We start from the raw sequence: 22,293 nt of genomic DNA, 5'->3' as shown, positions 1-22,293 counted from the left end.
AGGTGTGAGAAAGGACAGAGAATGAAAAAAGCGTTAATTACAGGAATTACCGGACAGGACGGCTCCTATCTGGCAGAGTTCCTTTTGGAAAAAGGATATGAGGTGCACGGACTGATCCGCAGATCCTCCATCAGTAACACAGGACGTATCGATCATCTGATCCGGGAGAATAAAATTGTTCTTCACGGAGGGGACCTGTCGGATTCTTCCAGCCTGGTGCGGATCATCGGAGAAGTACGTCCGGATGAGATCTACAATCTGGGAGCACAGAGCCATGTGCAGGTGAGCTTCGAAGCACCGGAATATGCGGGTGATGTGGATGCACTGGGCGTGCTGCGTATCTTAGAGGCGGTACGTATCGCAGGACTGACCGAGACCTGCCGCATCTATCAGGCATCCACTTCCGAACTGTACGGAAGAGTGGAAGAGGTGCCGCAGAACGAGAATACACCTTTCCATCCATACAGTCCCTATGCAGTGGCAAAACAGTATGGCTTCTGGATCGTAAAGGAATACCGGGACGCATACAACATGTTCGCAGTGAACGGAATCCTGTTTAACCATGAATCTGAGCGCCGCGGAGAGAACTTTGTGACCCGTAAGATCACACTGGCAGCCGGCAGGATCGCCTGTGGTATTCAGGATAAGCTGTATCTTGGGAACCTGGACTCCAAGAGAGACTGGGGGTATGCGAAGGACTACGTGGAATGTATGTGGCTGATGCTGCAGCATGACAAGCCGGAGGATTTCGTCATTGCCACAGGAGTACAGCATACGGTAAGAGAGTTTACCACACTGGCATTCCATTATGCCGGAATCGAACTGGAATGGCAGGGCAGCGGTATTCATGAAAAAGGAATCAACAAGGCGGACGGTAAGGTCGTGGTAGAAGTCAGCGAGGCGTTCTATCGTCCTACTGATGTGGTAGATCTGTGGGGAGATCCGCAGAAGGCACGTACGGTGCTGGGATGGAATCCCCAGAAGACAAGCTATGAGGAACTGTGCCGTCTGATGGCGGAGCATGACCTGAAGTTAGCCAAAACGGAAGCAGCGCTGATGAAAGAAATCTAACGAAAGGAAGCGGATTGAATATTATGGAAAAAGACGCTAAAATATACGTAGCGGGACACAGAGGCATGGTAGGAAGTGCCATCTGCAGAGCACTGGAGAGAAACGGATATAAGAACATCATCACCCGCACCCATAAGGAACTGGATCTGTGCAGACAGAATGCGGTAGAGGAATTTTTCGCAAAGGAAAAGCCGGATTATGTATTTCTGGCAGCAGCGAAAGTAGGCGGCATCATGGCGAACAGCGAAGCTTTGGCGGATTTCATGTATGAAAACATGATCCTGGAGATGAATGTGATCCATGCCGCATGGCAGAACGACTGTAAGAAGCTGATGTTTCTTGGCAGTAGCTGCATTTATCCCCGTATGGCACCGCAGCCTATGAAGGAGAGCTGTCTGCTGACTTCTGAACTGGAGAAGACCAACGAGGCTTATGCACTGGCGAAGATTTCCGGATTGAAATACTGTGAGTTCTTGAACAGACAGTACGGAACCGACTATATCAGCGTTATGCCTACGAACCTGTACGGACCGAACGACAACTACCATCCGACTCATAGCCATGTGCTTCCGGCACTGATCCGCCGTTTCCATGAGGCGAAGGAATCCGGCGCGAAGGAAGTGGTCTGCTGGGGAACCGGAACACCTCTGCGGGAGTTCCTTTATGTGGATGACCTTGCGGATGCCTGCGTTTATCTGATGAATACTTACAGCGGCAATGAGACCGTGAATCTGGGCACCGGCAAGGAACTGACCATCCGGGAACTGACGGAGCTGGTGGCTAAGGTCGTAGGCTATACCGGAGAGATCAAATGGGATCCCAGCAAGCCGGACGGAACTCCCAGAAAGCTGTTGGATGTCAGCAAGTTAGAGAGCCTGGGCTACCATTATACGACGGAGCTGGAAGACGGTATCCGCCTGACCTATGAGGATTTCCTCAATAATCCCATGCGTGCGGAACGATAGGGAAAGGCGTCTGCCGGTAGCGGGCAGTGGAAGGAATGGAAATTATCATGAATGATTTTCACGAGACAGCAAAAGAAATGCTGGATTTTATAGAAAAAAGCCCCACCTGTTTTCACGCGATGGCGAATATCGGAGCGATGCTGGAAGAGGCAGGATATGTCAGGTTGCGGGAAAACGAGGAATGGAAGCTTAAAAAGGGTGGAAAATATTACACGGAGCGCAATGATTCTTCCGTGATCGCTTTTGCTGTTCCTGCGGGAACTGTGAAAGGGTTTCATATGGCAGCGGCACATAGCGATTCCCCCTGCTTTAAGGTGAAGGAAAAACCGGAGCTTACGGTAGAAGATCACTATATGCGCCTGAATACCGAGAAATACGGCGGCATGATCCTTTCCACCTGGCTGGACAGACCGCTTTCCGTAGCAGGCAGACTGGCGGTGCGCGGAACGGATGGTATCCGGAGCAGACTGGTCAATATTGACCGGGATCTCTGCGTGATCCCGAATGTGGCGATCCATATGAACCGGGAGATGAACAAAGGCGTGGAGTACAATCCTCAGGTAGATATGCTCCCACTGTTTGCGGATGTAGCATTTGATACCGATGCCGCAGGGGAACCTGAGACTGCAGACGGATCGCAGGAGAAGCCTACGCTGCTTGGACTTATAGCAGAGGCTTCCGGCGTGGATGTGGAAGCAATTCTCGGGGAAGACCTGTTCCTGTATACCAGACAGGAAGGAAGATTCTTAGGAGCAAAGGGTGAATTTGTCCTGGCTCCGAGACTGGATGATCTGCAGAGCGCCTTTGCGCTGACCAAAGCTTTTACGGAGAGTACACCTGCGGAATATATCAATATCTGCGCGGTATTTGATAATGAAGAGGTGGGAAGTGGTACCAGACAGGGTGCAGATTCCACGTTCCTTGCGGATGTGTTAGATAGAATTACGGAGGGCCTAGGTGCGGATCACAGCATGTATCTGCGCTGGATCGCGGATAGCTTCCTGATCTCTGCGGACAATGCCCATGCGGTACATCCCAACCATCCGGAGAAGGCGGATCCTACGAACAGACCTTACTTAAACGGTGGAATCGTCATCAAATTCCACGGAAGCCAGAAATATACTACAGATGGTATCTCAGCTGCAAAAATGAAGGATTACTGTGAACGGGCAAAGGTGCCTTACCAGACCTATGCCAACCGTTCGGATATCGCAGGAGGATCCACCCTCGGTAATATTTCCACGGCACATGTATCGGTGTCCAGCGTGGACATCGGACTGCCCCAGCTGGCCATGCATTCCGCGGTGGAGACTGCGGGCATGATGGATACAGAATATGCAGTGCGGGCGCTGAAGGAATTCTGGGGCGAATGATGAATTATCCCGGAAAATCATTAAAAAAGTATAAAAAGCATTGAAAGCTTTGGCCGAAAAGTGCATAGTTAGAATGAAAAAAAGATTCAAAGAAAGAATCAAGAAATGATCCAAAAAGGATCCGAAAAAAATACGAAAGAAGGTTGAAGTTATGTTTGAAATGAAACCGGAATACTATATCGGAATTGATATGATCGATCAGGAGCATAAGCAGCTGTTTGATTATGCCAATGAGGCTTACGAGCTGCTGCAGGAGGAGTTTACACCGGATAAGTATGACAAGATCGATGCAATTCTGGAAAAACTGCGTGATTATACCGTAAAACATTTTACAGATGAAGAAGCGTATATGGAATCCATCCAGTACAAAAAGATTTTTACCCAGAAGATCCAGCATCAGGAATTTATCAAGAAACTGGATGAATTTATAGATCAGCATGAGAAGGATGAAGGAGATCAGACGGAACAGGATGAACAGATCATGGATATTCTGAATTACCTGACGGACTGGCTGATCAACCATATCCTGCATGTGGACGGACAGATCCCGAAGGAATCGTAGAAGAGTGGAAGATTACTCCGGACTTTCGTGAATAGTTTTGTATCGCCTGCATACCATGTAGGAAATACAGGACCAAGGACGGAAAATCTGATGGACCAGAAGCTGGAGAACATTCTGAACCTTGCATTAGAAACCCCGGAGGAAGAACGGGAACAGACGGAGAGTCTGAATGTCGGTTACAGCGCGGAGACCCGAAGCTGGGAGCTGATCGTAAAATATCACGGCAGTCTGGACAGACTGCGGGAACAGAATATTGTGGTGGAGGAACTGATCGCCGGATATGCGATCCTTACGGTGCCGGAGGCACTGGTGGATATGGTATCGGATACCCCGGAGATCGAGTATGTGGAAAAACCCAAGCGGTTTTATTATGGACAGACGTTTCCTGCGGGGACTTCCTGCTTTCCACCGGTCACTATGAGAACGCCTTTTCTGAATGGAAGGGGCGTTCTTTTGGCTGTACTGGATTCTGGGATCACCTGGGATCTGGAGGTGTTCCGGAAGGCAGATGGCAGTACGAGGATACGGTATCTATGGGATCAGACAGTGTCGGAGGAAACAGCCAGTATGAGATACGGGAAAATGCCGGATGGATTTTCCCTCGGGACGGAATATACCGCGGAGGAAATAAATGCGGCATTGCAGATGCCTGCATTGGATCGCTACCGTCTGATCCCCAGTAGAGACCTGTCCGGACATGGAACTGCTGTGGCAGGGATCGCTGCCGGGAAAAGTGCGGATGGTCTCTATACCGGAGCAGCTCCCGAGGCGGAACTGATCGTGGTGAAGCTGGGATTGCCGGGAAATAGCGGGGGCGTGGAGGAAGGATTCCCCCGGACAACCGAAATCCTGCGTGGAGTGACCTATGCACTGCGGAAAGCCAGGCAGTTAAATATGCCACTTGTCATCAATCTAAGCTTTGGCAACAGCTATGGATCTCATGACGGAAGCTCTCTGCTGGAGCGTTTTTTAGACAATGCTTCCGAGATCGGCAAAACCGTGATCTGTGTGGGCAGTGGTAATGAAGGGGCGACAAGAGGGCATTTCGCCGGGAATATAACAAGGGACAGTCGTGTGGAACTGGCTGTGGGCAATTATGAGAGAAACCTGAATATACAGCTATGGAAAAATTACAGCGATGTGTTCCGGATAAGACTGCAGGCCCCGGGAGGTGAGGAAGCAGAATTGTCCACAAATATCCAGGGAGGAAAATACACGCTGGAATTGGAACAGACTAGAATACTGGTTTATCTGGGAGAGCCTCTGCCCTATGCGGTGGCACAGGAAATCTATCTGGACATGATCCCGGCAGAGGGAAGCTACATCAATGCAGGGATCTGGACAATCCTGCTGGAACCGGTAGTGACCGTGACAGGACAATATTATCTGTATCTCCCGGCAGGGAACGGAAGGGGAGACAGCACAGGGTTTTACCGTTCCACTCCACAGGTAACGCTGACAGTTCCCTCCACAGCAGCGAAGGTGATCACGGTAGGGGCTTACGACCCAGTCTATGATACCTATGCGGATTTCTCCGGCAGGGGCTATGCCGACAGCACCCGTACCATCGGCGTAGCGGCAGCAGGACTGACAAAACCGGATCTTGTGGCTCCGGGTGTAAACATTCAGGCTCCGGATGTATACGGCACGTTTACTCCCACCACCGGAACCTCTTTCGCAACACCTATTGTCAGCGGTGCGGCGGCGCTTCTGATGGAATGGGGGATTGTGCGGGGAAATGATCCCTTCCTCTACGGAGAAAAAATCAAGGCATATCTTAGAAAAGGTGCCAGACCATTAAGGGGAGAGATGGAATATCCCAACGACCGGGTGGGGTATGGCAGGCTGTGCGTGGCAGACAGTCTGCCGCAGACAGGAACAACAGAAGGAACGATATTAGTTGCTCATTGGAAACAGTTCCGGAACCGGAATGAAGAAAAACAGATGAAATAACATCAAGAATCCCACTGTTTTGTTACTATTGTATAGAAATGAATGGTCAATTTGTGTAAAAAGGCGCATTGAATGCCTTTTATGAAAATGATACTATGAGTATGAACAATCGCTTGCGCTTTATAATCTGTATCTCGAAGAAGTGAAAAAGATAAATTGCGCAGAGAATGGGGTGAATGAGATGAACAACAATTCCGGCAACGACAAGACGATGACGATCCATGATGTGGCGAGGGAGCTGGGGGTGTCTGCCAGCACCGTATCCAGGGCGATCTCAGGGAAAGGGCGCATCGGCGCGGCTACGAGGGACCGGATCCTTGCTTATATCGAAGAACACGGCTTTTATCCAAATGCGGCGGCACAGAGCCTGGCACAGTCCCGGACCAATAATATCGCGATCATCCTTCCGGAAGTGAATACTCTGGTGGATATGCCTTTCTTCCACACTTGTATGTATGGAGTGGAAGAGGTGGCACAGGCTAATGATTATGACATTATTGTGGTAACCACGAACGGAAACGATACCAAACCACTGGAACGTCTGATCAAAAACCGTAAAGTGGACGGAATGATCCTTACCAGGACTTATGAGAACGACAAATATGTAAAATTTCTGAAACAAAAGCAGATTCCCTTTGTAGCAGTGGGAAAATTTCCGGATGATGATGTGGTACAGGTGGACCATGATAATGTGGGAGCCTGTAAGGAACTGGTGACGGTTCTGTTCGCCAAAGGGATCCAGAATATTGCCTACCTGGGAAGCAATATGGACCAGATGGTAAACCGTTGCAGGTATCAGGGATATGAAGAAGCCTACCGCAAGGGAAAACGGAAGCTGAACCAGGACCTGGTCTACACGGATCTAAGCAGCAGGGCAATGGTGGAAAAAGCGGTGGAAGAGCTGAAAAACAGCGGCGTGGAGTGCATTCTGTGCCAGGATGACTACATCTGTGACGAAGTGGTCAGAAAGCTTGCACGCATGGGTGTGAGAATCCCGGATCAGATGAAGGTGGCGTCCTGCCATTACAGCCGTATTCTGGAGAATTATCCGATTACCATAACCTCACTGAAGTTCAATATCACAGAACTGGGCAGAAGATCCTGCCAGGTGCTGTTGGATATGATCCATGGCAAGACAGTACCGGACAAAACACTTTTGGACTATGAGATCATCCTGAAGGAGTCTACAAAAGGCTGAAATGGAGTGCGAAAATCACAATCTGGAAAAACGTTTTCCTCAATTTAACTCAAAAAAATTATAAAAAAAGCTTTTTTTCAAAAAACAGGATGTGCTAAAAAACCAGTAAAATCAAGGGTTTCAAAAGGCTGTTGTGCAAAATGCACAATTTTTGACTGTAATATCAGTCATTATTATAAATTGACAACATAAGGAAATGTTGCTAAACTATTATCGTAGACAAGCGGTTGCGCAATACGCACAAACTTGCAAAACAAAACAGGAGGATAACAAAATGAAAAAGTTAGTCGCTTTAGCAATGTCACTGACTATGGCATTCTCTCTGGTAGCTTGTGGAAACTCTGATGCTTCCAACACCAGCACTGATGCCGCTGCTACCACCGCAGCTTCTACCGAGGCTGCACAGACCGCTCCCGCTGAGAAGCAGGACGTTTCCCTGAGAATCTGGGGTGCTGAGGAAGATCAGACCATGTTACAGGGCATGATCGATTCCTTCAAGGAGCATTATGCAGATTATGCAAACTTCGATATCCAGCTTGGTACCGAATCCGAGTCCACAGCTAAGGATACTGTTTTAGCCGATATTGAGGCTGCTGCTGATGTGTATTCTTTCGCATCTGATCAGCTGATCGACCTGGTAAATGCAGGTGCTCTGCAGTCTGTTGATGAGATGGACGCAGCTCTGGAAGCTTACGCAGGTAAGAGCGTAGCTGATGTTAAGAGCGCAAATGCTCCCGGTTCTGTAGACGCAGCAACCAAGGACGGCACACTGTATGCATTCCCTATGAGCGCTGATAACGGTTACTTCTTATATTACAACTCCACTTTAGTAACTCCCGAAGATGCACAGAGCTGGGATACCTTACTTGCAGCAGCTGAGAAGGCTGGCAAGAAGGTTGGTATGACTCTTGCTTCCGGTTGGTACAATGCTTCCTTCTTCTATGGTGCAGGCTTTACTACCGCACTGAACGACGACGGCAGCACTGCTATGGACTGGAACGGCACCAGCGCTGATGGCGTTACTGGTGTACAGGTAGTACAGGCTATGCTGGGTATTGCCGGCAACAGCGCATTCCTTCCGATCGCTGATGGTGACGTATCTAACCAGATCGCTTCCGGTGATCTGTGTGCAGTAGTTTCCGGTACCTGGGATGCAACCGCAGCTCAGACCGCTTTTGGTGATGGCTACGCAGCTACCAAGCTTCCTACCTATACCTGTGGTGACAAGCAGATCCAGCAGGGCTCTGTAGCAGGCTTCAAGCTGGTAGGTGTTAACAAGTATTCTGCAAATGCAGGTTGGGCAACTCTGCTGGCTGACTGGATCACCAACGAAGACAACCAGGCAGTACGTTTCGCAGAGAGAGAGATCGGACCTTCCAATATCAACGTAGCAGGTTCCGAGGAAGTTTCTTCCAATACCGCTATTGCAGCTCTGGCTGAGCAGTCCGCTTATGGTGTAGTTCAGATCGTCGGTGGTAAGTACTGGGATCCCGCTGCTACCTTCGGTGAGAAAGTAGCTCAGGGTCAGCTGAAGGCTGATGATGAAGCTGGTATCCAGGCAGCACTGGATGAGCTGGTAGAAGGTGTTTCCGTACCCGCTGAATAAGTTTGGGAAGATAATCTGTTCCGGTTCTGTTACAAATGAATGATGAAAACGTTCTGGTGCAGAACGAATACAGAGAATAGAAAGGCGTCCTGAAGCTATGAACAATAATACGTAGTGGATGGATGCCTTTTTTACAGGAAACGTTTCCGGTAAGTGGGTTCGACTCCTGCCTGCCGGGTTATGTAACTAATCAGATGAGCGCGGGAAGGTGTTCGGAATAGTTACTAAAATTTTATATTAATATGAGGAAAGGAGAGGGCAGAGAATGAAGAAGAAAAAGAGCGGAATCGGCGGATTCTTCAAGGAGTTCGGTGAGGCAGTAGTAAAAGGAGATCTGTTCGTAAAATTATCCCTGGTCTGGATGGGAGCAGGATATATCCGCAGAAAACAAATTATCAAAGGTATTTTAATGACTCTGCTCGAAGTGGCAGTCATTGTATTTACCTTTGGCTTTGCCACAGAGTATGTACGTGATTTTGGAACTTTGGGAACTGTTCAGCAGGAGACGGTTTTCAATATTGTAACCATGCAGAATGAATTCAACGATTATGACAACTCGTTTATGATCCTGTTATTCTCCGTAGTTTCATTTGTTATCTGGTTCACGTTCCTGGTGATCTGGCTTAAGAATGAAGTGACTGTTTACCGACTTCAGAAAAAAGCACAGGCAGGAGAACATATCAATACGTTTGTAGAAGACTTGCAGCAGTTCAAGAATGACAAATTCTATATCACACTGCTGGCACTTCCTGTCATGGGTGTCGTTATTTTCACGATCATTCCTCTGCTGATCCTGATCGCTGTCGCATTTACGAACTATGATCAGGGACATATGCCTCCGTCCGCACTGTTTACATGGGTGGGATTTGCCAACTTCAAGAATCTGTTCTCCAACGGTGGAATGACCATTACCTTCGGTTATGCTTTCCGCAAGATTTTGATCTGGACACTGGTATGGGCACTGTTCGCAACTTTCACCACTTACCTGGGTGGTATCCTGTTGTCCTTGCTGATCAATAATAAGAGAACAAAGCTGCCGAAGCTGTGGAGAACTCTGTTCATTGTAACTATCGCAGTTCCCCAGTTCGTTTCCCTGCTTCTGGTACGTAACTTCTTCGCTAACAACGGTATCATGAACACGATCTGTGCCAATGCAGGAATTACCCAGTGGCTGAGAGATATCGGCGCGATCAGTACCAGTTACATTCCGTTTTTGTCCGCTCCCGGATGGGCACATGTAATGATCATCCTGATCAATATCTGGATCGGTGTTCCTTACCAGATGCTGATCGCTACCGGTGTGTTAATGAATATTCCTTCTGACCAGTTGGAGAGTGCGAAGATTGACGGAGCTACTCCGATGCAGAGCTTTATTCACATCACCATGCCGTATATGCTGTTCGTCACCGGACCTTCTCTGGTAACGGATTTTGTCAAGAATATTAATAACTTTAACGTAATCTATCTGTTGACCCAGGGTGTATATACCACCACCAATCAGGCCATGGCGAACTCCCAGGCGAAGGAAGTGGACCTGCTGATCACCTGGCTGTTCAACCTGACACAGAGTTATTACAACTACAAGATGGCATCCACCATCGGTATTATCGTGTTTATCCTTTGTGCGGTATTTACCCTCATTGCCTTCAGCAGATTCCTGAAGGGTGACAGAGAGGAGGCGTTCCGTTAATGAAGAGATTTATTAAGACTTTATTACATAACCTGTTACTGGCGTTTTTGGCATTTGTCTGGCTGGTGCCCATCGTATGGCTGGTGGTCACCTCCTTCAGTGCATACACCGGCATGAATACCAGCACTTTTTTCCCGAAGGAATGGAGCCTGGTCAATTATAAGAACCTGTTGTTTTCCGCAGACAGTGTGGCACAGTTCCCGAACTGGTTCAAGAACACCTTCATCATTGCATGTGTGGTATGTGTGATCTCCACTGCTTTTGTACTGATGGTGGCCTATGCGACCTCCTGCATGCGTTTCCCGGCACGTAAGCCGCTGATGAACGCTGCAGTTATCGTGAATCTGTTTCCCGGTGTATTGTCCATGATCGCAGTATATTTTATCCTGAAGACCCTGAACCTGACCAACACGCACCTCGGACTGATCCTGGTATATTCTGCCGGTTCCGGTCTGGGTTACCTGATCGCAAAGGGCTTCTTCGATACGATTCCGAACTCCCTGCGCGAGGCCGCTTATCTGGATGGAGCCAGTGAGGCTACGATCTTCTGGAAGGTTGTTATCCCCATGAGCCGTCCCATCATTGTGTATACCGTTATCAGCTCCTTCCTGTCCCCCTGGATGGATTTCGTATATGCAAAGCTGTTGTTAAATTCCGGTATTTCTTCGCAGTGGACCGTTGCCATCGGTCTGTACAATATGCTGGATAAGAGCCTGATCAACACTTACTTTGGTCAGTTCTGTGCAGGCGGTGTACTGGTATCCATTCCCATCTCTGTATTGTTTGTCATCATGCAGAAGTTCTATGTGGAAGGTATTACCGGTGGTGCCGTGAAAGGTTAAACTGCTTCGGCAGTTTAACCTGGGAGAATTCATGGAATGAATTCTTAGGATAAACGTATGACATGGAGACAAAGCGTTAATTTATGGATAAATTTATAAAAGGTATGGATGTATCGAGTCTGCCGGAGGAGACGGCGCTCGGTGCAAGGTTTTATGACGAAGGCAAAGAGGGCGATGCACTGGAGATCCTGAAAAAATACGGTGCCAACTCTCTGCGCATCCGTCTCTGGAATGATCCTTACAGTGAGGACGGCAAGCCTTACAGTGCCGGTACCAGTGATTTCACCAAGCTGGTAGCACTGGCTTCGGCCGGTAAAAAGCTGGGTTACAGCTATCTGCTGGATCTGCATTACAGTGATTTCTGGGCAGATCCCGGCAAACAGTTCCCTCCTAAGGAGTGGGCGTATGCCGATGCGGATACACTGGAGAAGAATGTGTATGACTACACAAAGGATGTGCTTTTGAAGTTAAAGCGTCTCGATCTGCTTCCGGAGATGGTACAGGTGGGAAATGAGATCACCAATGGTCTGATGTGGCCCTATGGAAAATGGGACAACGTTGACAATATTGCAAGATTCATCAGCGCGGGCATCCGTGCGGTGAGAGAAGTATCCCCGGACAGCAGAGTGATGCTTCATCTGGACTGCGGCGGCAACAATGCCCGCTGCAGAGAATGGTTTGATGCCTATGTACAGAGAGGAGAGGACTTCGATGTCATCGGACTGTCCTATTATCCCTTCTGGCACGGAACCATTGATGATCTGACCAATAATATGAATGATCTCTCACAGAGATATCAGAAGGATGTCATCGTAGCGGAGGTTTCCATGGGATTTACCATGGAAGACTATGCGGACAGAGAGAAGCTCGCACCCAAAGAGCGCAAGGGCATGGCGACCAAGCCCCACCTTGCGGAGGCGGTAGAGTATCCTATGACACCGGAAGGACAGGCTGCATTCATGCAGAAGGTCATGGAACGCATTGCGCAGGTTCCGGATGGCAGAGGAAAAGGCTTCTATTACTGGGAGCCGGCATGGATCCCGGTGCCCGGCTGTGGCTGGGCCAACGAGGAGTCCCTGAAGTATATTCAGGATCCCGGTCCCGGGGGAAACGAATGGGCCAATCAGGCACTGTTCGATTATGATGGAAATGCACTACCCGCATTGAAAGTGATCAGAGACTTTCAGAAGTAATATAAGATGCCTAACGGCGAGATGGAGGAAAAGATGGATAAGTTTATTGTGAATATCATTCACCGTCCGGAGATGGTTCCCGAGTATGCGGAAAAAGTAACCGGACACGGCAAAGAAGAGGATCTGGGCAGAAAAGCACTGTTAACAGAGTCTCTGGATATTTTCAAGTTTCAGCAGGAAACTGCGCACAAGAATGGTTTGAAGACCACCATTCAGATGACCTATGCTTCCCTGTTCAATGACGAAGCGGTAGCACTGGCTAAGGCAGATCATGAGAAGTACGGTGATGAGATCGCACTGTCTCTGTTGGGACTGCCCTGCACAGAGTTCCGTGAAAAGTACAAGACCAAGGATTTCTGTATCTGGATGTTTTCCATGGAAGACAAAAAGTCTATCGTGGATGATGTATTCGGCAAGTTCCATGAGAAGTTCGGATTTTATCCCGAATCCACCGGTTCTTACTACATGGATGCAGATCTGACCAATTATATCAAAGCAACCTATCCTACCGTAAAATGTGCGGTAGCAACCTGTTGGGAAGAAGGCCCCAAGGCATACCATACCTGCAACAACTCCTGGTATACCTTCATGGATGGCGGCCCCTGGGCACCCTGGATCCCTTCCAAGCAGAACACCCATGCACCTGCAGCCAATGAGGCAGAGGACAGCGGTATCGTAGCGATCCCCCATCTGTCCAGAGACCTGCTGGCATGCTATGACGGTAACGGCTCCAATTTCGGAACCCATCCCCAGAACGTACTGCGTGGTATGATCTATGACACCAAGACCTGGGAGTACCCTTACCTGTACAACCTGATCGACCAATATCGTTCCCTGGAGAAATACAACAACGGATACGCATACAACATGATGTTCGTAGGACCCGGCTGGCTGAACAAAATGGGTCGTTGGGAGCAGCCTTACGAACTGCTGAAGAAGAGCTATGAAGACGGTATGAAGTATTATGGCGACCTGAAAAAGGAAGGCAAACTTACCGATATGACCATGGCTGAGTTCGCTGATTATTATCGTCAGAAGAAGACATACACCGAGCCCGAGTGTGCTCTCTGGAGAGATATCCTGTATGGCTCCGATAAGCAGTTGTTCTGGTATTGTGATCCTTTCATGCGTGCCTGCGTAAATATGGATCAGGGTGGTGCTATCGTTGACCTGCGTCCTTACGCTGCCAAGCTGGAGTGGCCGGTAGGTATCGGTACCAAGCATGTGACCGATGCATCCTATCCTTTCCTGATCCAGGAGAAGTACCGTGCAGGTTACTTCACCCACTATGCAGGAGAAGGTACCGTAAGAAGTGCCAAGTTAAAACACAACGGTGAAGAAGTGGATCTGTGCCTGTGCCGTACCAAGGCTCATTTCTCTCAGGAAGGCAACACCAGAATCCTGACACTGGATCCCGTAGACATCGAGTTCTACGATCTGACCGTAAAATTACAGACTATCGTTTCCTTCGAGGAAGGCAGCTCTGCGATCAAGATCGAGCGTAAGATTCTGGAGATGAGCGATCCGAACGCTGAAGTAGAACTGAACGAGTATATCGTAGCCTGCTACGGTACCACAGAGTATTCCGAGGATATGCTGGGTATCACCTTAAGCACCAAGAAGGGTGACGAGGTAGAGACTCTGGATTACGAGTACAAGTGCCGTGAGATGGAGAAGGCAGACGCAGACGAAGTAAGAGCGGTGATCCCTCAGATCGAGACCGCAGTATCCATGAGCACCAATGCAGAAGGCGCTGTCGGATATGTGAAGGAAGGATACGCATTCTCCCCGATGCTTACACTGGGTTACAATTCCAAGATCAAGGATAAGGAGGTCGTTGCAACATGGCTCAAGCTGGAAAAGGCAAATTAAATTACAGATGTCCCTCTTGCTTCATGAGAGATATCGATATGGATATGTTCTATGATAAGGATAAGAAGGAGTACTACTGCCTGCGCTGTCAGTACAGAGGCTCCGAAGAAGATGTCCTTCAGAAGAATGAAATGGCAAGATTCCGTTATGGCGCTATGTATGAGCGTTACACCAAATTTGATTTTGATTGATCAAACGGATAAAGCGATTGGATAAGAAGATTGAAAAAAGGGGCTGTATTACAGCTCCTTTTTCATATATTCATATATGAAAAGAAATGAAAAACTCCTTTTGTAAAATCAATCTGTACAATGGGGGAATGTATTACATGCCTTATGATAAAGCAGAGCAAGAACAGAATTCCAATGACAAAAGCCCCATGATCGATCCATTTGTCTGATAAGTGAAGAAGCCGGAATTTCCAAAGAGGAAAAATAATAATAATTCCCAACACGATAGGCCACAGAGGATGAAAATAAAAGGATTTTGCAAGGTCACCCTCTAAGACACATAAAAACGCTCTGGTCATTCCGCAGAAAGGACAAGGAATGCCCAAAAAGAAACGCAGTGGACATTGATAGCCTGCAAGCAACAGGAATAACAGGAACAGTAGAATAAATAAACTAAAAAATAATATATGCTTTGTATTTTTTTTCATGATTTATATTTCATATCAAATTTATCGTCGATTATGATGAAATGAAAAAAGCTTCTGCCTGAAAAGACAAAAGCTTTTTTGATCATGTGATTATGCGGTATATTTTCCGTCTACAAATACAACTTCTTCGGAACCGGCATAAGCAGCACCGTATGCCTTGGTAAGAGCAATGATCCAGTCGACCAGGCTCCATACTCCACAGCCACCGGCAGTGAGAAGCTTCAAGATTCCGAGACCAACCTGACCTCTGACGAATCTGTCAACACCTAACTCACCAAGTAAAAAGCAGAAAACCCAGGCAAATACATGCTTATTAACTCGTTTTTCCATATAAAAGTCCCCTCCTTTGTTTTATAATAAAAATTATGCACCTTAAAGGGAAAAATGTCAATTAATAAACAAAAATTAATAAAATGTATCTTTATAAATATGTATTAGAGGAGCGTTTTAAAATAAAGCGGACATTATATCCGGACTCGTCACAGATCCCGCGTACGATCTCCTCGGCCGCATCCCGGACATTATCGTTGATACAGATAATACAGGACTCTTTTTTTCTGCTAAAGAAAGACGATTTCGGCCAACGGATATAATAGGAGATACGATTTTTTAAAAGAGCCCGTTCAATAAGCTGCTTACAATCAGGATCGGAAACTTCGCATAATTCAATTTCGTTGTTGACTTTTAAAGTAGTGTATAGCGGCTGCATGATGTCACCTCCAATGGTATTACATGGCGATTATAGCACACACTGTTTACAATGCGCAAGTAGTGCTTCTGCTTGACGCGGTATCGGGGAGAGGGTACAATATAACTGATCAAAACTATTTGGATGAGCGGGCGGCTGTGCAAAACAGTCACAAGCAGCCTTCTATGAGAGAAAGGAGATTATACCATGGATATTATAGAGAAGATCGGTGATACCATTAATGAAAAAGGAAAAGCAGCGGCAGATAAAGCAAAAGAACTGGCTGCAATAGCGAACCTGAAAAGTCAGATTTCCACCTGTGAGGAAGTGATGAAGAAAAATTATCTGGAGATTGGCAAAATCTATTTTGAGCAGTACAGTGATATGCCGGAACCTCCTTTTGAGAAGCAGTGCGAGACTATTAAGAACAGCCAGCGCGCCATTGCGGACTTACAGGAAAAGATCGAGCAGTTAAAGACAAAGTAAAACAAAAATTTGAGAATAATGAACTGAGAATAGTGAAAATAAAAACAGGGTTGACAGCAATCCTGTTTTTATTTATAATGCAAACGTAACAATGTTATGTGAATAATTGAACAGCTATGAAAATGATGTAAATAAACGGAGACAGAAAATGCCACGAAGACAGGAAAAACAAAATGAGAATAAAGAGACCAGACAACACCTGCTGGACTGCGCCAAAAAAGAATTCCTGGAAAAGGGATATATGAAAGCATCCTTGCGGAATATCTGTAAGGAAGCGGGCGTGACCACCGGAGCCTTGTATTTCTTTTTTAAGGACAAGGAAGACCTTTTCGGGGCACTGGTGGAAGATCCGCTGAAAAAACTCTATGCAGCCATGGAAGAACACTACGCTACGGAGATGCGTAACGGAGAACAAGTGGCGCAGCTGGCACTGGAAGATGATAGGGATCTGGAAACATCCAGACAGATTATCCGGCAGATGTATGCGAACCGGGATGCCTTTTTACTGCTCCTGACAAAGTCCCAGGGATCCCGATTTGAGAATTGCCTGGATGAGGTTGTGGATATCTCGGAGCAGCAGTACAGAAGACTGTGCGATACTGTGACCTGTGCTACTAAAAAACCGAGAATTGATGATTATATGACGCATTGGATGGCACATATTATGGTTGATACATTTGTTCATTTGTTTTTGCATGAGACGGAAGAAAGCGTTGCACTGAAACATGTGGATGCCCTGACCATGTATCTGATCCGGGGATGGATGGGCATGATGACAGAATCATAGAAACACCGAGCACCCTGATGGAGTAGAAGACTTCTAAGGGTGCAATTTCATACCATTAACATAACAGTGTTGTGTTAATGAAAATCATTATCAATAAGCGAGGAGGCAGGATATGTATCTGGAAGTAAAGGATCTGAAGAAAAGCTATGGAGAAGGCGGCGGCTATGTACAGGTATTAAAAGGGATTACCGCAGGTGTGGAAAAAGGTGAAATGTGTGTCATTCAGGGTACCAGCGGCTCCGGTAAATCTACGTTACTCAATTGTATCGGAGGCTTGGATACGGTAGATTCCGGATCGATTGTCGTAGACGGGATGGAAGTGGCAGGACTTGGAAGCAAGGCATTGTCCGATTATCGGAGAGATAAACTGGGATTTATTTTTCAGTTTTATAATCTGGTGCCGAACCTGACGGTAAAGGAGAACATACAGGTCTGTCAGTACCTGACGAAGAATCCCTTAGAACTGGAGGAATTATTGCAGGTACTTGGTCTCACGGAGCATCAGAATAAGTTCCCGGCACAGCTCTCCGGAGGTCAGCAGCAGCGTTGCGCCATTGCCAGAGCACTCATCAAGAACCCCAGCCTTTTGTTGTGCGATGAGCCTACGGGGGCTTTGGATTCCAAAACATCCAGAGATATTCTGATGCTGTTGGAGGATATTAACAGACAGTATGGTACTACTATGTTGATCGTTACGCATAATAATTCCATTAAAAATATGGTGCATCAGGTCATCATGATCAAGGATGGACAGATCAGCAAGAATTACCGGAATGAGAAGCGGATTCCGGCGGCAGAACTGGAGGATTTGTAGGATGCAGAGGATATTGAGCAAACGGGTACTCCGGGATATCAGGGAAAATCTCCTGCGATATCTGGCACTGTTTTTCCTGGTGGCACTGGTCATGTATATGGTAGTGGCAATCGTGGGAGCAGCAGAGACGATCATGCAGGGAACAAAAGAGAGTGGCAGGATTCATCATAGGGAGGATGGACAGTTTGGCGTATTTGTCCCACTGACAGACGATGAGATCGCTCAGATTACGGAGAAGGGTGTGACATTACAGAGAGATTTTTCCCTGGATTTTCATCTGGGACAGTCTACGCTCCGTGTCTATCAGGCGAGAGACACCGTAGATCTGTTCGCCCCGTCTCAGGGCAGCGAGATACCGGCGCAGGGCGAAATCCTGCTGGAACAGCACTATGCGGAAAAACATGAACTGGGTTTAGGAGATACCCTTACCGTAGGCGGAAGAGATTTCACCGTTTCGGGAATCGGCAGTACACCGGATTACGATGCAGTCTATGAGAAAACATCGGATACCACCGTGGACAGCAATCTGTTCGGAGTCGGATTCGTCACGGCACAAGATTACGAAGCACTAAAGGCGGGCGGAGAGAATTTCCGGACAGAGGATTATACGTATACCTATCTGCTGAATGATGCCATGACAGATCAGGAACTGAAGGAACTGTTACAGTCCTTTGAACTGGACCGGAGCAAAGTGACGGATACCTATTTCCTGGAAATGTTAGCAGATGCGGAAGAGACAAAGAATGATATCCAGGATGGCATCCGGGAACTCTTAGACGGTGTGAATGAACTGGCAGATGGCGTGGATGAACTGGCAGAGCATAACGCGGAGCTGACGGATGCTGCAGATACGCTGTTCGATGCCATGCTGGAGCAGGTAAATGACAGCCTGAAGGATGCCGGCGTGGAAGTAACGCTGACTTCGTCAAATTACGAACAGCAGCTGAGTACCATGATTGCTAATCCGCATGCTTATACTGCATCTATAAGGCAGGATCTGCAGGAGGCAAAAAAATCTCTGGAGGCACTGCAGGAGTATAAGGATGGCATCAAAGCGTATACGGATGGTGTCAATGCGGCTTCCGACGGCAGTGGCAAACTGGTCGTGGGAATGGGACAGATTACTGCAAACAGTGATGCGCTGAATCAGGGAGCAGATGCTATTTTCAATGCCATTCTTGGAATGGTAAATGAACAGCTGCAGGCACAGTTTAGCACTTCCGGTTTTCCTTTTTCCGGACTGACGGCGGATGGATACGGCAAGGAACTGGATCAGATGGCGGCAATGTTCACACAGCTGGGAGCCTCTCAGGTGGCAGCACAGCTATTCACCGTGAAGAGCCAGTTGGACACGGTAGCGCAGTTTCGGGATGGTGTGAAGGCATATACGAAAGGAGTCGGGGAAGCCTCCATCGGCAACCAGCAGCTGTTCTGTGGACTGAGCACCCTCTATACCGCCAGTGAAACCGTAGTGGATGGCATGGATGCTGTGGTGGATGCACTGATCGATATGGTGGAAGCACAGCTTAAAGAAAGTGATATCACCGTAGACCTGACCTCCGATAATTATAAGGAAGAGCTGGACCGTCTGATGGCAGAGGGCAGTAGTGTCGATGTCAAGCTGAAGGATTCCCTGAACGATGCGAAGGATACCCTGGCGGATCTGGAGGATTTCCGGGAAGGGATCATAGATTACACGGATGCCGTAGATGAGATCGCCGACGGCAGCAGAGAACTGCGGGATGGGGTACAGGAGCTGCAGGATGAAACAGACGACATGATCGAGGAGTATTTTGCTTTTGACATTGATAATCTGACACAGTTTCTCATAGCAGCTGACAATCCAAGAATTGATGCAGCTGCGGGGGATGTGGTCATCAATAGGTTTGCCGGTATCCTGGCCGGAATTATTCTCATGGTCCTGTTTACTTATGTGATTTCTGTATTTGTGATACATAATATTGAAAAGGAAAGCAGCGTCATTGGGGCATTATATGCCTTGGGTGTGACCAGGGGGCAATTGCTGTTCCACTATCTGTTAAATCCCCTGCTGATCTCTTTCCTGGGCGGAGTTGTCGGATGTATCTTGGGATTTTCCGAATACGGAACAGGCTGGCAGATGGGTGATAGTATCGCATATTATTCTCTGCCGCCTATGCGGATCGTAACGCCCGGATATCTGCTTTTTTACAGTCTGATCATGCCGCCTGTGACGGCAGCAGTGGTAAATTATCTGGTGATCAATAAAAAGTTAAAATGCACGGCTCTGTCACTGCTTCGTAACGAGCAGACGGCAGGAAAAGCCGGTAGAATACAGAATATGAATCTGGGGAATATGAAATTTCTGCTCAGATTCCAGATCAGACAGATGCTGCGGGAAATACGTTCTGCATTTGCTGTTGTGATCGGTATGTTCATCTGCCTGCTGATCCTGATGATGTCCATAGACTGTGCGGTACTGTGTATCAATTTTGGAAACGCCTGTCTGGAAGAAACAAAATATGCTTATATGTATACCTATAAATATCCTACGGAGGATGTCCCGGAGGGAGGAATACCGGCGTATGTCGAGAATCTGAAAAAGGAAGCTTATGGGTATAATCTGGATGTGACAGTGCTGGGGATTGATGATGACAATCCGTATTTCCCCATAGTGACCGCCGACAAGAAAAATGAAATCGTGATATCCAGTGCTGCGGCACAGAAATTCGGTGTGAAGGTGGGCGACAAGCTGGTGCTTTCCGATGAGGTGAATGAGAGAGATTATGCTTTTACTGTGAAAAATATTGTGAATTTTACATCCGGCGTCTATGTTTTCCTGGATAGGGATGTCATGCAGGAATTGTTTGATCAGGAGAACGATTATTATAATGTAGTGTTTGCGGATCATGCACTGGATATTGATAATGGCAGATTATATGCCACAGTATCCAAAGAAAATGTGGAGGAAAGTTCACAGATTTTTACAGATATGATGGGACCGATGGTGGTAATGCTCGTGGCAATATCTGCGCTGATTTTTATGATCGTCATGTACCTGATGATGAAAGTGATGATCGATCGTTCCGCCTTTTCCATTTCACTGATGAAAGTATTCGGTTACCGTAGAAGGGAGATCCGAAGACTCTATCTGGATGGGAATTTCTATGTGATTCTGCTGGGGGCGCTGATCTGTGTTCCACTGGCAAAATGGAGCATGGATCTGGTGTATCCGTATTGTATTGCAAATGTTGCTATCGGCATGGACATAAAGTTTACGCCGCAGATATATATCATGATTTATGGTGGAATTTGGTTATGCTACATAGTGATCAATTTCTTATTGGTAGGCAGATTGAATAAGCTGGTACCCGCAGAGGTATTAAAGAACAGAGAGTAGATTTACAAAGCCTCTCATCCAAATGGGTGAGAGGTATTTTTTTGCCTTTTTTGTAATTATATGTTGACAGAATGGACGTAGAATGATATAACAATACTAATCCTATCGGACAAATAGGAATAATATGAATAGTAGGAAATGGATGCAGGAGGAGACAAGTTATGAAAAACAACATCTTAAAAAAGACAGTAGCAGTATTGGCAGTAGGAACAATGGCGGTATCTCTTGCTGCATGTGGTAATGCGGATCAGAGCGCAGGCGGGGCACAGACCGGCGTCCAGGGCAGTACAACACAGGAGAGTGCAGCACAGAGCGATGCAGCCCAGGGCAGTGCAACTTCAGACAATACGGAGAAGACCAAAATTGTCGTAGCCACCACGGGAACCGGTCCCAGCCCCTTTATTTTTCAGGGAGACGATGGCAATCTGGACGGTTATGATATCGCGGTGATCAAGGAGATATTCTCCAGACTTCCACAGTATGAGCTGGAGTTCCAGACGACAGAATTCGCATCTATTTTCACCGGAATCGATGCAGGATATTATCAGATGGGCGTGAATAACATTTCTTATAATAAAGAGAGAGGCGAAAAGTACTTGTTCTCGGATGTGTACAGTGTAAGTACCTACGGTATTCTGGTAAGAGATGATAATACCGATATTCAGACACTGGATGATCTGCCGGGACATACCACAGAGACCTCTCCGACCAGCTATAATGCTTCCATGTATCAGTCCTACAATGAGGCACATCCCGATGCACAGATCGAGGTATCTTATATCGAGGATTCCAATAATACACCGTTGAGTGTATCCGACGGCAAGATTGATTTTGAACTGTTTTCCAAAACCACATTGCAGTCCCAGGTAGCGGAATACGGACTGACCAATGTCAAGATCATTGACGTGCCCATTGAAGATTCCACTGCATTCATGGATAAATTAAGCGGTAACTTCTTCGTGGTATCGAAAGAGTATCCTCAATTGGTGGAAGACATCAACACTGCATTTGAAGCAGCGCTGGAGGAAGGCAGGATTTTGGAGATATCCAAACAGTATCTGGGTGACGATGCTGACAACAATACGATTCTGAATAGAGAATATATCGAATTTGCAAAAGAGTACATTGCAAACGATCAGGCTGCAACCAACTAAAC

General features: G+C 47.2%; 19 protein-coding genes. 17 read left to right on the top strand and 2 right to left on the bottom strand.

Annotated features, from left to right (window positions below; genetic code table 11):
• The first annotated feature begins 21 nt into the window (after positions 1-21).
• The 12 genes from gmd to ACTRDR_RS08750 all read left to right on the top strand — a co-directional run bounded on the left by gmd (position 22) and on the right by ACTRDR_RS08750 (position 14,516).
• The gene (gmd, locus tag ACTRDR_RS08805) at positions 22-1,071 is read left to right on the top strand and encodes a GDP-mannose 4,6-dehydratase (RefSeq protein WP_176863594.1); all 1,050 of its coding nucleotides are present in this window, start codon (positions 22-24) and stop codon (positions 1,069-1,071) included.
• A gap of 23 nt (positions 1,072-1,094) precedes the next feature.
• Complete coding sequence (locus ACTRDR_RS08800) at positions 1,095-2,036, top strand: GDP-L-fucose synthase family protein (RefSeq protein WP_440527009.1); 942 nt, start codon at positions 1,095-1,097, stop codon at positions 2,034-2,036.
• A gap of 35 nt (positions 2,037-2,071) precedes the next feature.
• Positions 2,072-3,409 (top strand): M18 family aminopeptidase, encoded by a 1,338-nt coding sequence (locus ACTRDR_RS08795; protein ID WP_440527008.1) that lies wholly within the window; start codon positions 2,072-2,074, stop codon positions 3,407-3,409.
• Between the two features lie 151 nt (positions 3,410-3,560).
• Positions 3,561-3,971, top strand: coding sequence for a bacteriohemerythrin (locus ACTRDR_RS08790; protein ID WP_440527006.1), 411 nt, complete (start codon positions 3,561-3,563; stop codon positions 3,969-3,971).
• 90 nt (positions 3,972-4,061) lie between these two features.
• Positions 4,062-5,924: a S8 family peptidase gene (locus ACTRDR_RS08785; RefSeq protein WP_440527005.1), complete on the top strand. Its 1,863-nt coding sequence runs from the start codon at positions 4,062-4,064 to the stop codon at positions 5,922-5,924.
• Between the two features lie 181 nt (positions 5,925-6,105).
• The gene (locus tag ACTRDR_RS08780) at positions 6,106-7,122 is read left to right on the top strand and encodes a LacI family DNA-binding transcriptional regulator (RefSeq protein ID WP_148448368.1); all 1,017 of its coding nucleotides are present in this window, start codon (positions 6,106-6,108) and stop codon (positions 7,120-7,122) included.
• A gap of 274 nt (positions 7,123-7,396) precedes the next feature.
• Positions 7,397-8,728 carry an extracellular solute-binding protein gene (locus ACTRDR_RS08775; protein ID WP_440527003.1) on the top strand — a complete coding sequence of 444 codons (1,332 nt, stop codon included), beginning with the start codon at positions 7,397-7,399 and terminating at the stop codon, positions 8,726-8,728.
• Between the two features lie 265 nt (positions 8,729-8,993).
• Complete coding sequence (locus tag ACTRDR_RS08770) at positions 8,994-10,418, top strand: carbohydrate ABC transporter permease (RefSeq protein WP_118550438.1); 1,425 nt, start codon at positions 8,994-8,996, stop codon at positions 10,416-10,418.
• Positions 10,418-11,260, top strand: coding sequence for a sugar ABC transporter permease (locus tag ACTRDR_RS08765; protein ID WP_118550439.1), 843 nt, complete (start codon positions 10,418-10,420; stop codon positions 11,258-11,260). Before ACTRDR_RS08770 ends, ACTRDR_RS08765 begins: the two co-directional genes overlap by 1 nt.
• An 83-nt stretch (positions 11,261-11,343) precedes the next feature.
• A complete protein-coding gene (locus ACTRDR_RS08760) occupies positions 11,344-12,453 on the top strand; it encodes a glycoside hydrolase family 53 protein (protein WP_440527001.1) in 1,110 nt (369 codons plus the stop codon).
• Between the two features lie 33 nt (positions 12,454-12,486).
• Entirely contained in the window at positions 12,487-14,325 is a 1,839-nt protein-coding gene (locus ACTRDR_RS08755; protein ID WP_440526999.1) for a hypothetical protein, read from the top strand.
• Positions 14,298-14,516 (top strand): hypothetical protein, encoded by a 219-nt coding sequence (locus tag ACTRDR_RS08750; RefSeq protein WP_022153790.1) that lies wholly within the window; start codon positions 14,298-14,300, stop codon positions 14,514-14,516. Before ACTRDR_RS08755 ends, ACTRDR_RS08750 begins: the two co-directional genes overlap by 28 nt.
• A 62-nt stretch (positions 14,517-14,578) precedes the next feature.
• Here ACTRDR_RS08750 and ACTRDR_RS08745 read toward each other — a convergent pair whose 3' ends face one another.
• Entirely contained in the window at positions 14,579-14,983 is a 405-nt protein-coding gene (locus tag ACTRDR_RS08745) for a DUF2752 domain-containing protein (RefSeq protein WP_440526997.1), read from the bottom strand.
• 90 nt (positions 14,984-15,073) lie between these two features.
• Positions 15,074-15,313: a TM2 domain-containing protein gene (locus ACTRDR_RS08740; protein WP_117465905.1), complete on the bottom strand. Its 240-nt coding sequence runs from the start codon at positions 15,311-15,313 to the stop codon at positions 15,074-15,076.
• A gap of 565 nt (positions 15,314-15,878) precedes the next feature.
• Between ACTRDR_RS08740 and ACTRDR_RS08735 the strand changes: the two genes are divergently transcribed.
• The 5 genes from ACTRDR_RS08735 to ACTRDR_RS08715 all read left to right on the top strand — a co-directional run bounded on the left by ACTRDR_RS08735 (position 15,879) and on the right by ACTRDR_RS08715 (position 22,291).
• Positions 15,879-16,157, top strand: a complete 279-nt coding sequence (locus ACTRDR_RS08735) for a hypothetical protein (RefSeq protein ID WP_440526995.1) — start codon at positions 15,879-15,881, stop codon at positions 16,155-16,157.
• A gap of 148 nt (positions 16,158-16,305) precedes the next feature.
• Entirely contained in the window at positions 16,306-16,944 is a 639-nt protein-coding gene (locus ACTRDR_RS08730; protein ID WP_440526993.1) for a TetR/AcrR family transcriptional regulator, read from the top strand.
• A gap of 112 nt (positions 16,945-17,056) precedes the next feature.
• Positions 17,057-17,758: an ABC transporter ATP-binding protein gene (locus ACTRDR_RS08725; protein WP_440526991.1), complete on the top strand. Its 702-nt coding sequence runs from the start codon at positions 17,057-17,059 to the stop codon at positions 17,756-17,758.
• Between the two features lies 1 nt (position 17,759).
• Entirely contained in the window at positions 17,760-21,137 is a 3,378-nt protein-coding gene (locus tag ACTRDR_RS08720) for an FtsX-like permease family protein (RefSeq protein WP_440526990.1), read from the top strand.
• A 161-nt stretch (positions 21,138-21,298) separates the two neighbouring features.
• Positions 21,299-22,291: a transporter substrate-binding domain-containing protein gene (locus ACTRDR_RS08715; RefSeq protein WP_440526988.1), complete on the top strand. Its 993-nt coding sequence runs from the start codon at positions 21,299-21,301 to the stop codon at positions 22,289-22,291.
• Positions 22,292-22,293 lie beyond the last annotated feature (2 nt).

Origin of the sequence: Simiaoa sp. (assembly GCF_051972595.1) — a bacterium.
GTDB lineage: Bacteria > Bacillota > Clostridia > Lachnospirales > Lachnospiraceae > Acetatifactor > Acetatifactor hominis.
Note: the sequence above shows the minus strand (reverse complement) of the source record. Positions and strands in the feature narration are given on the sequence as shown.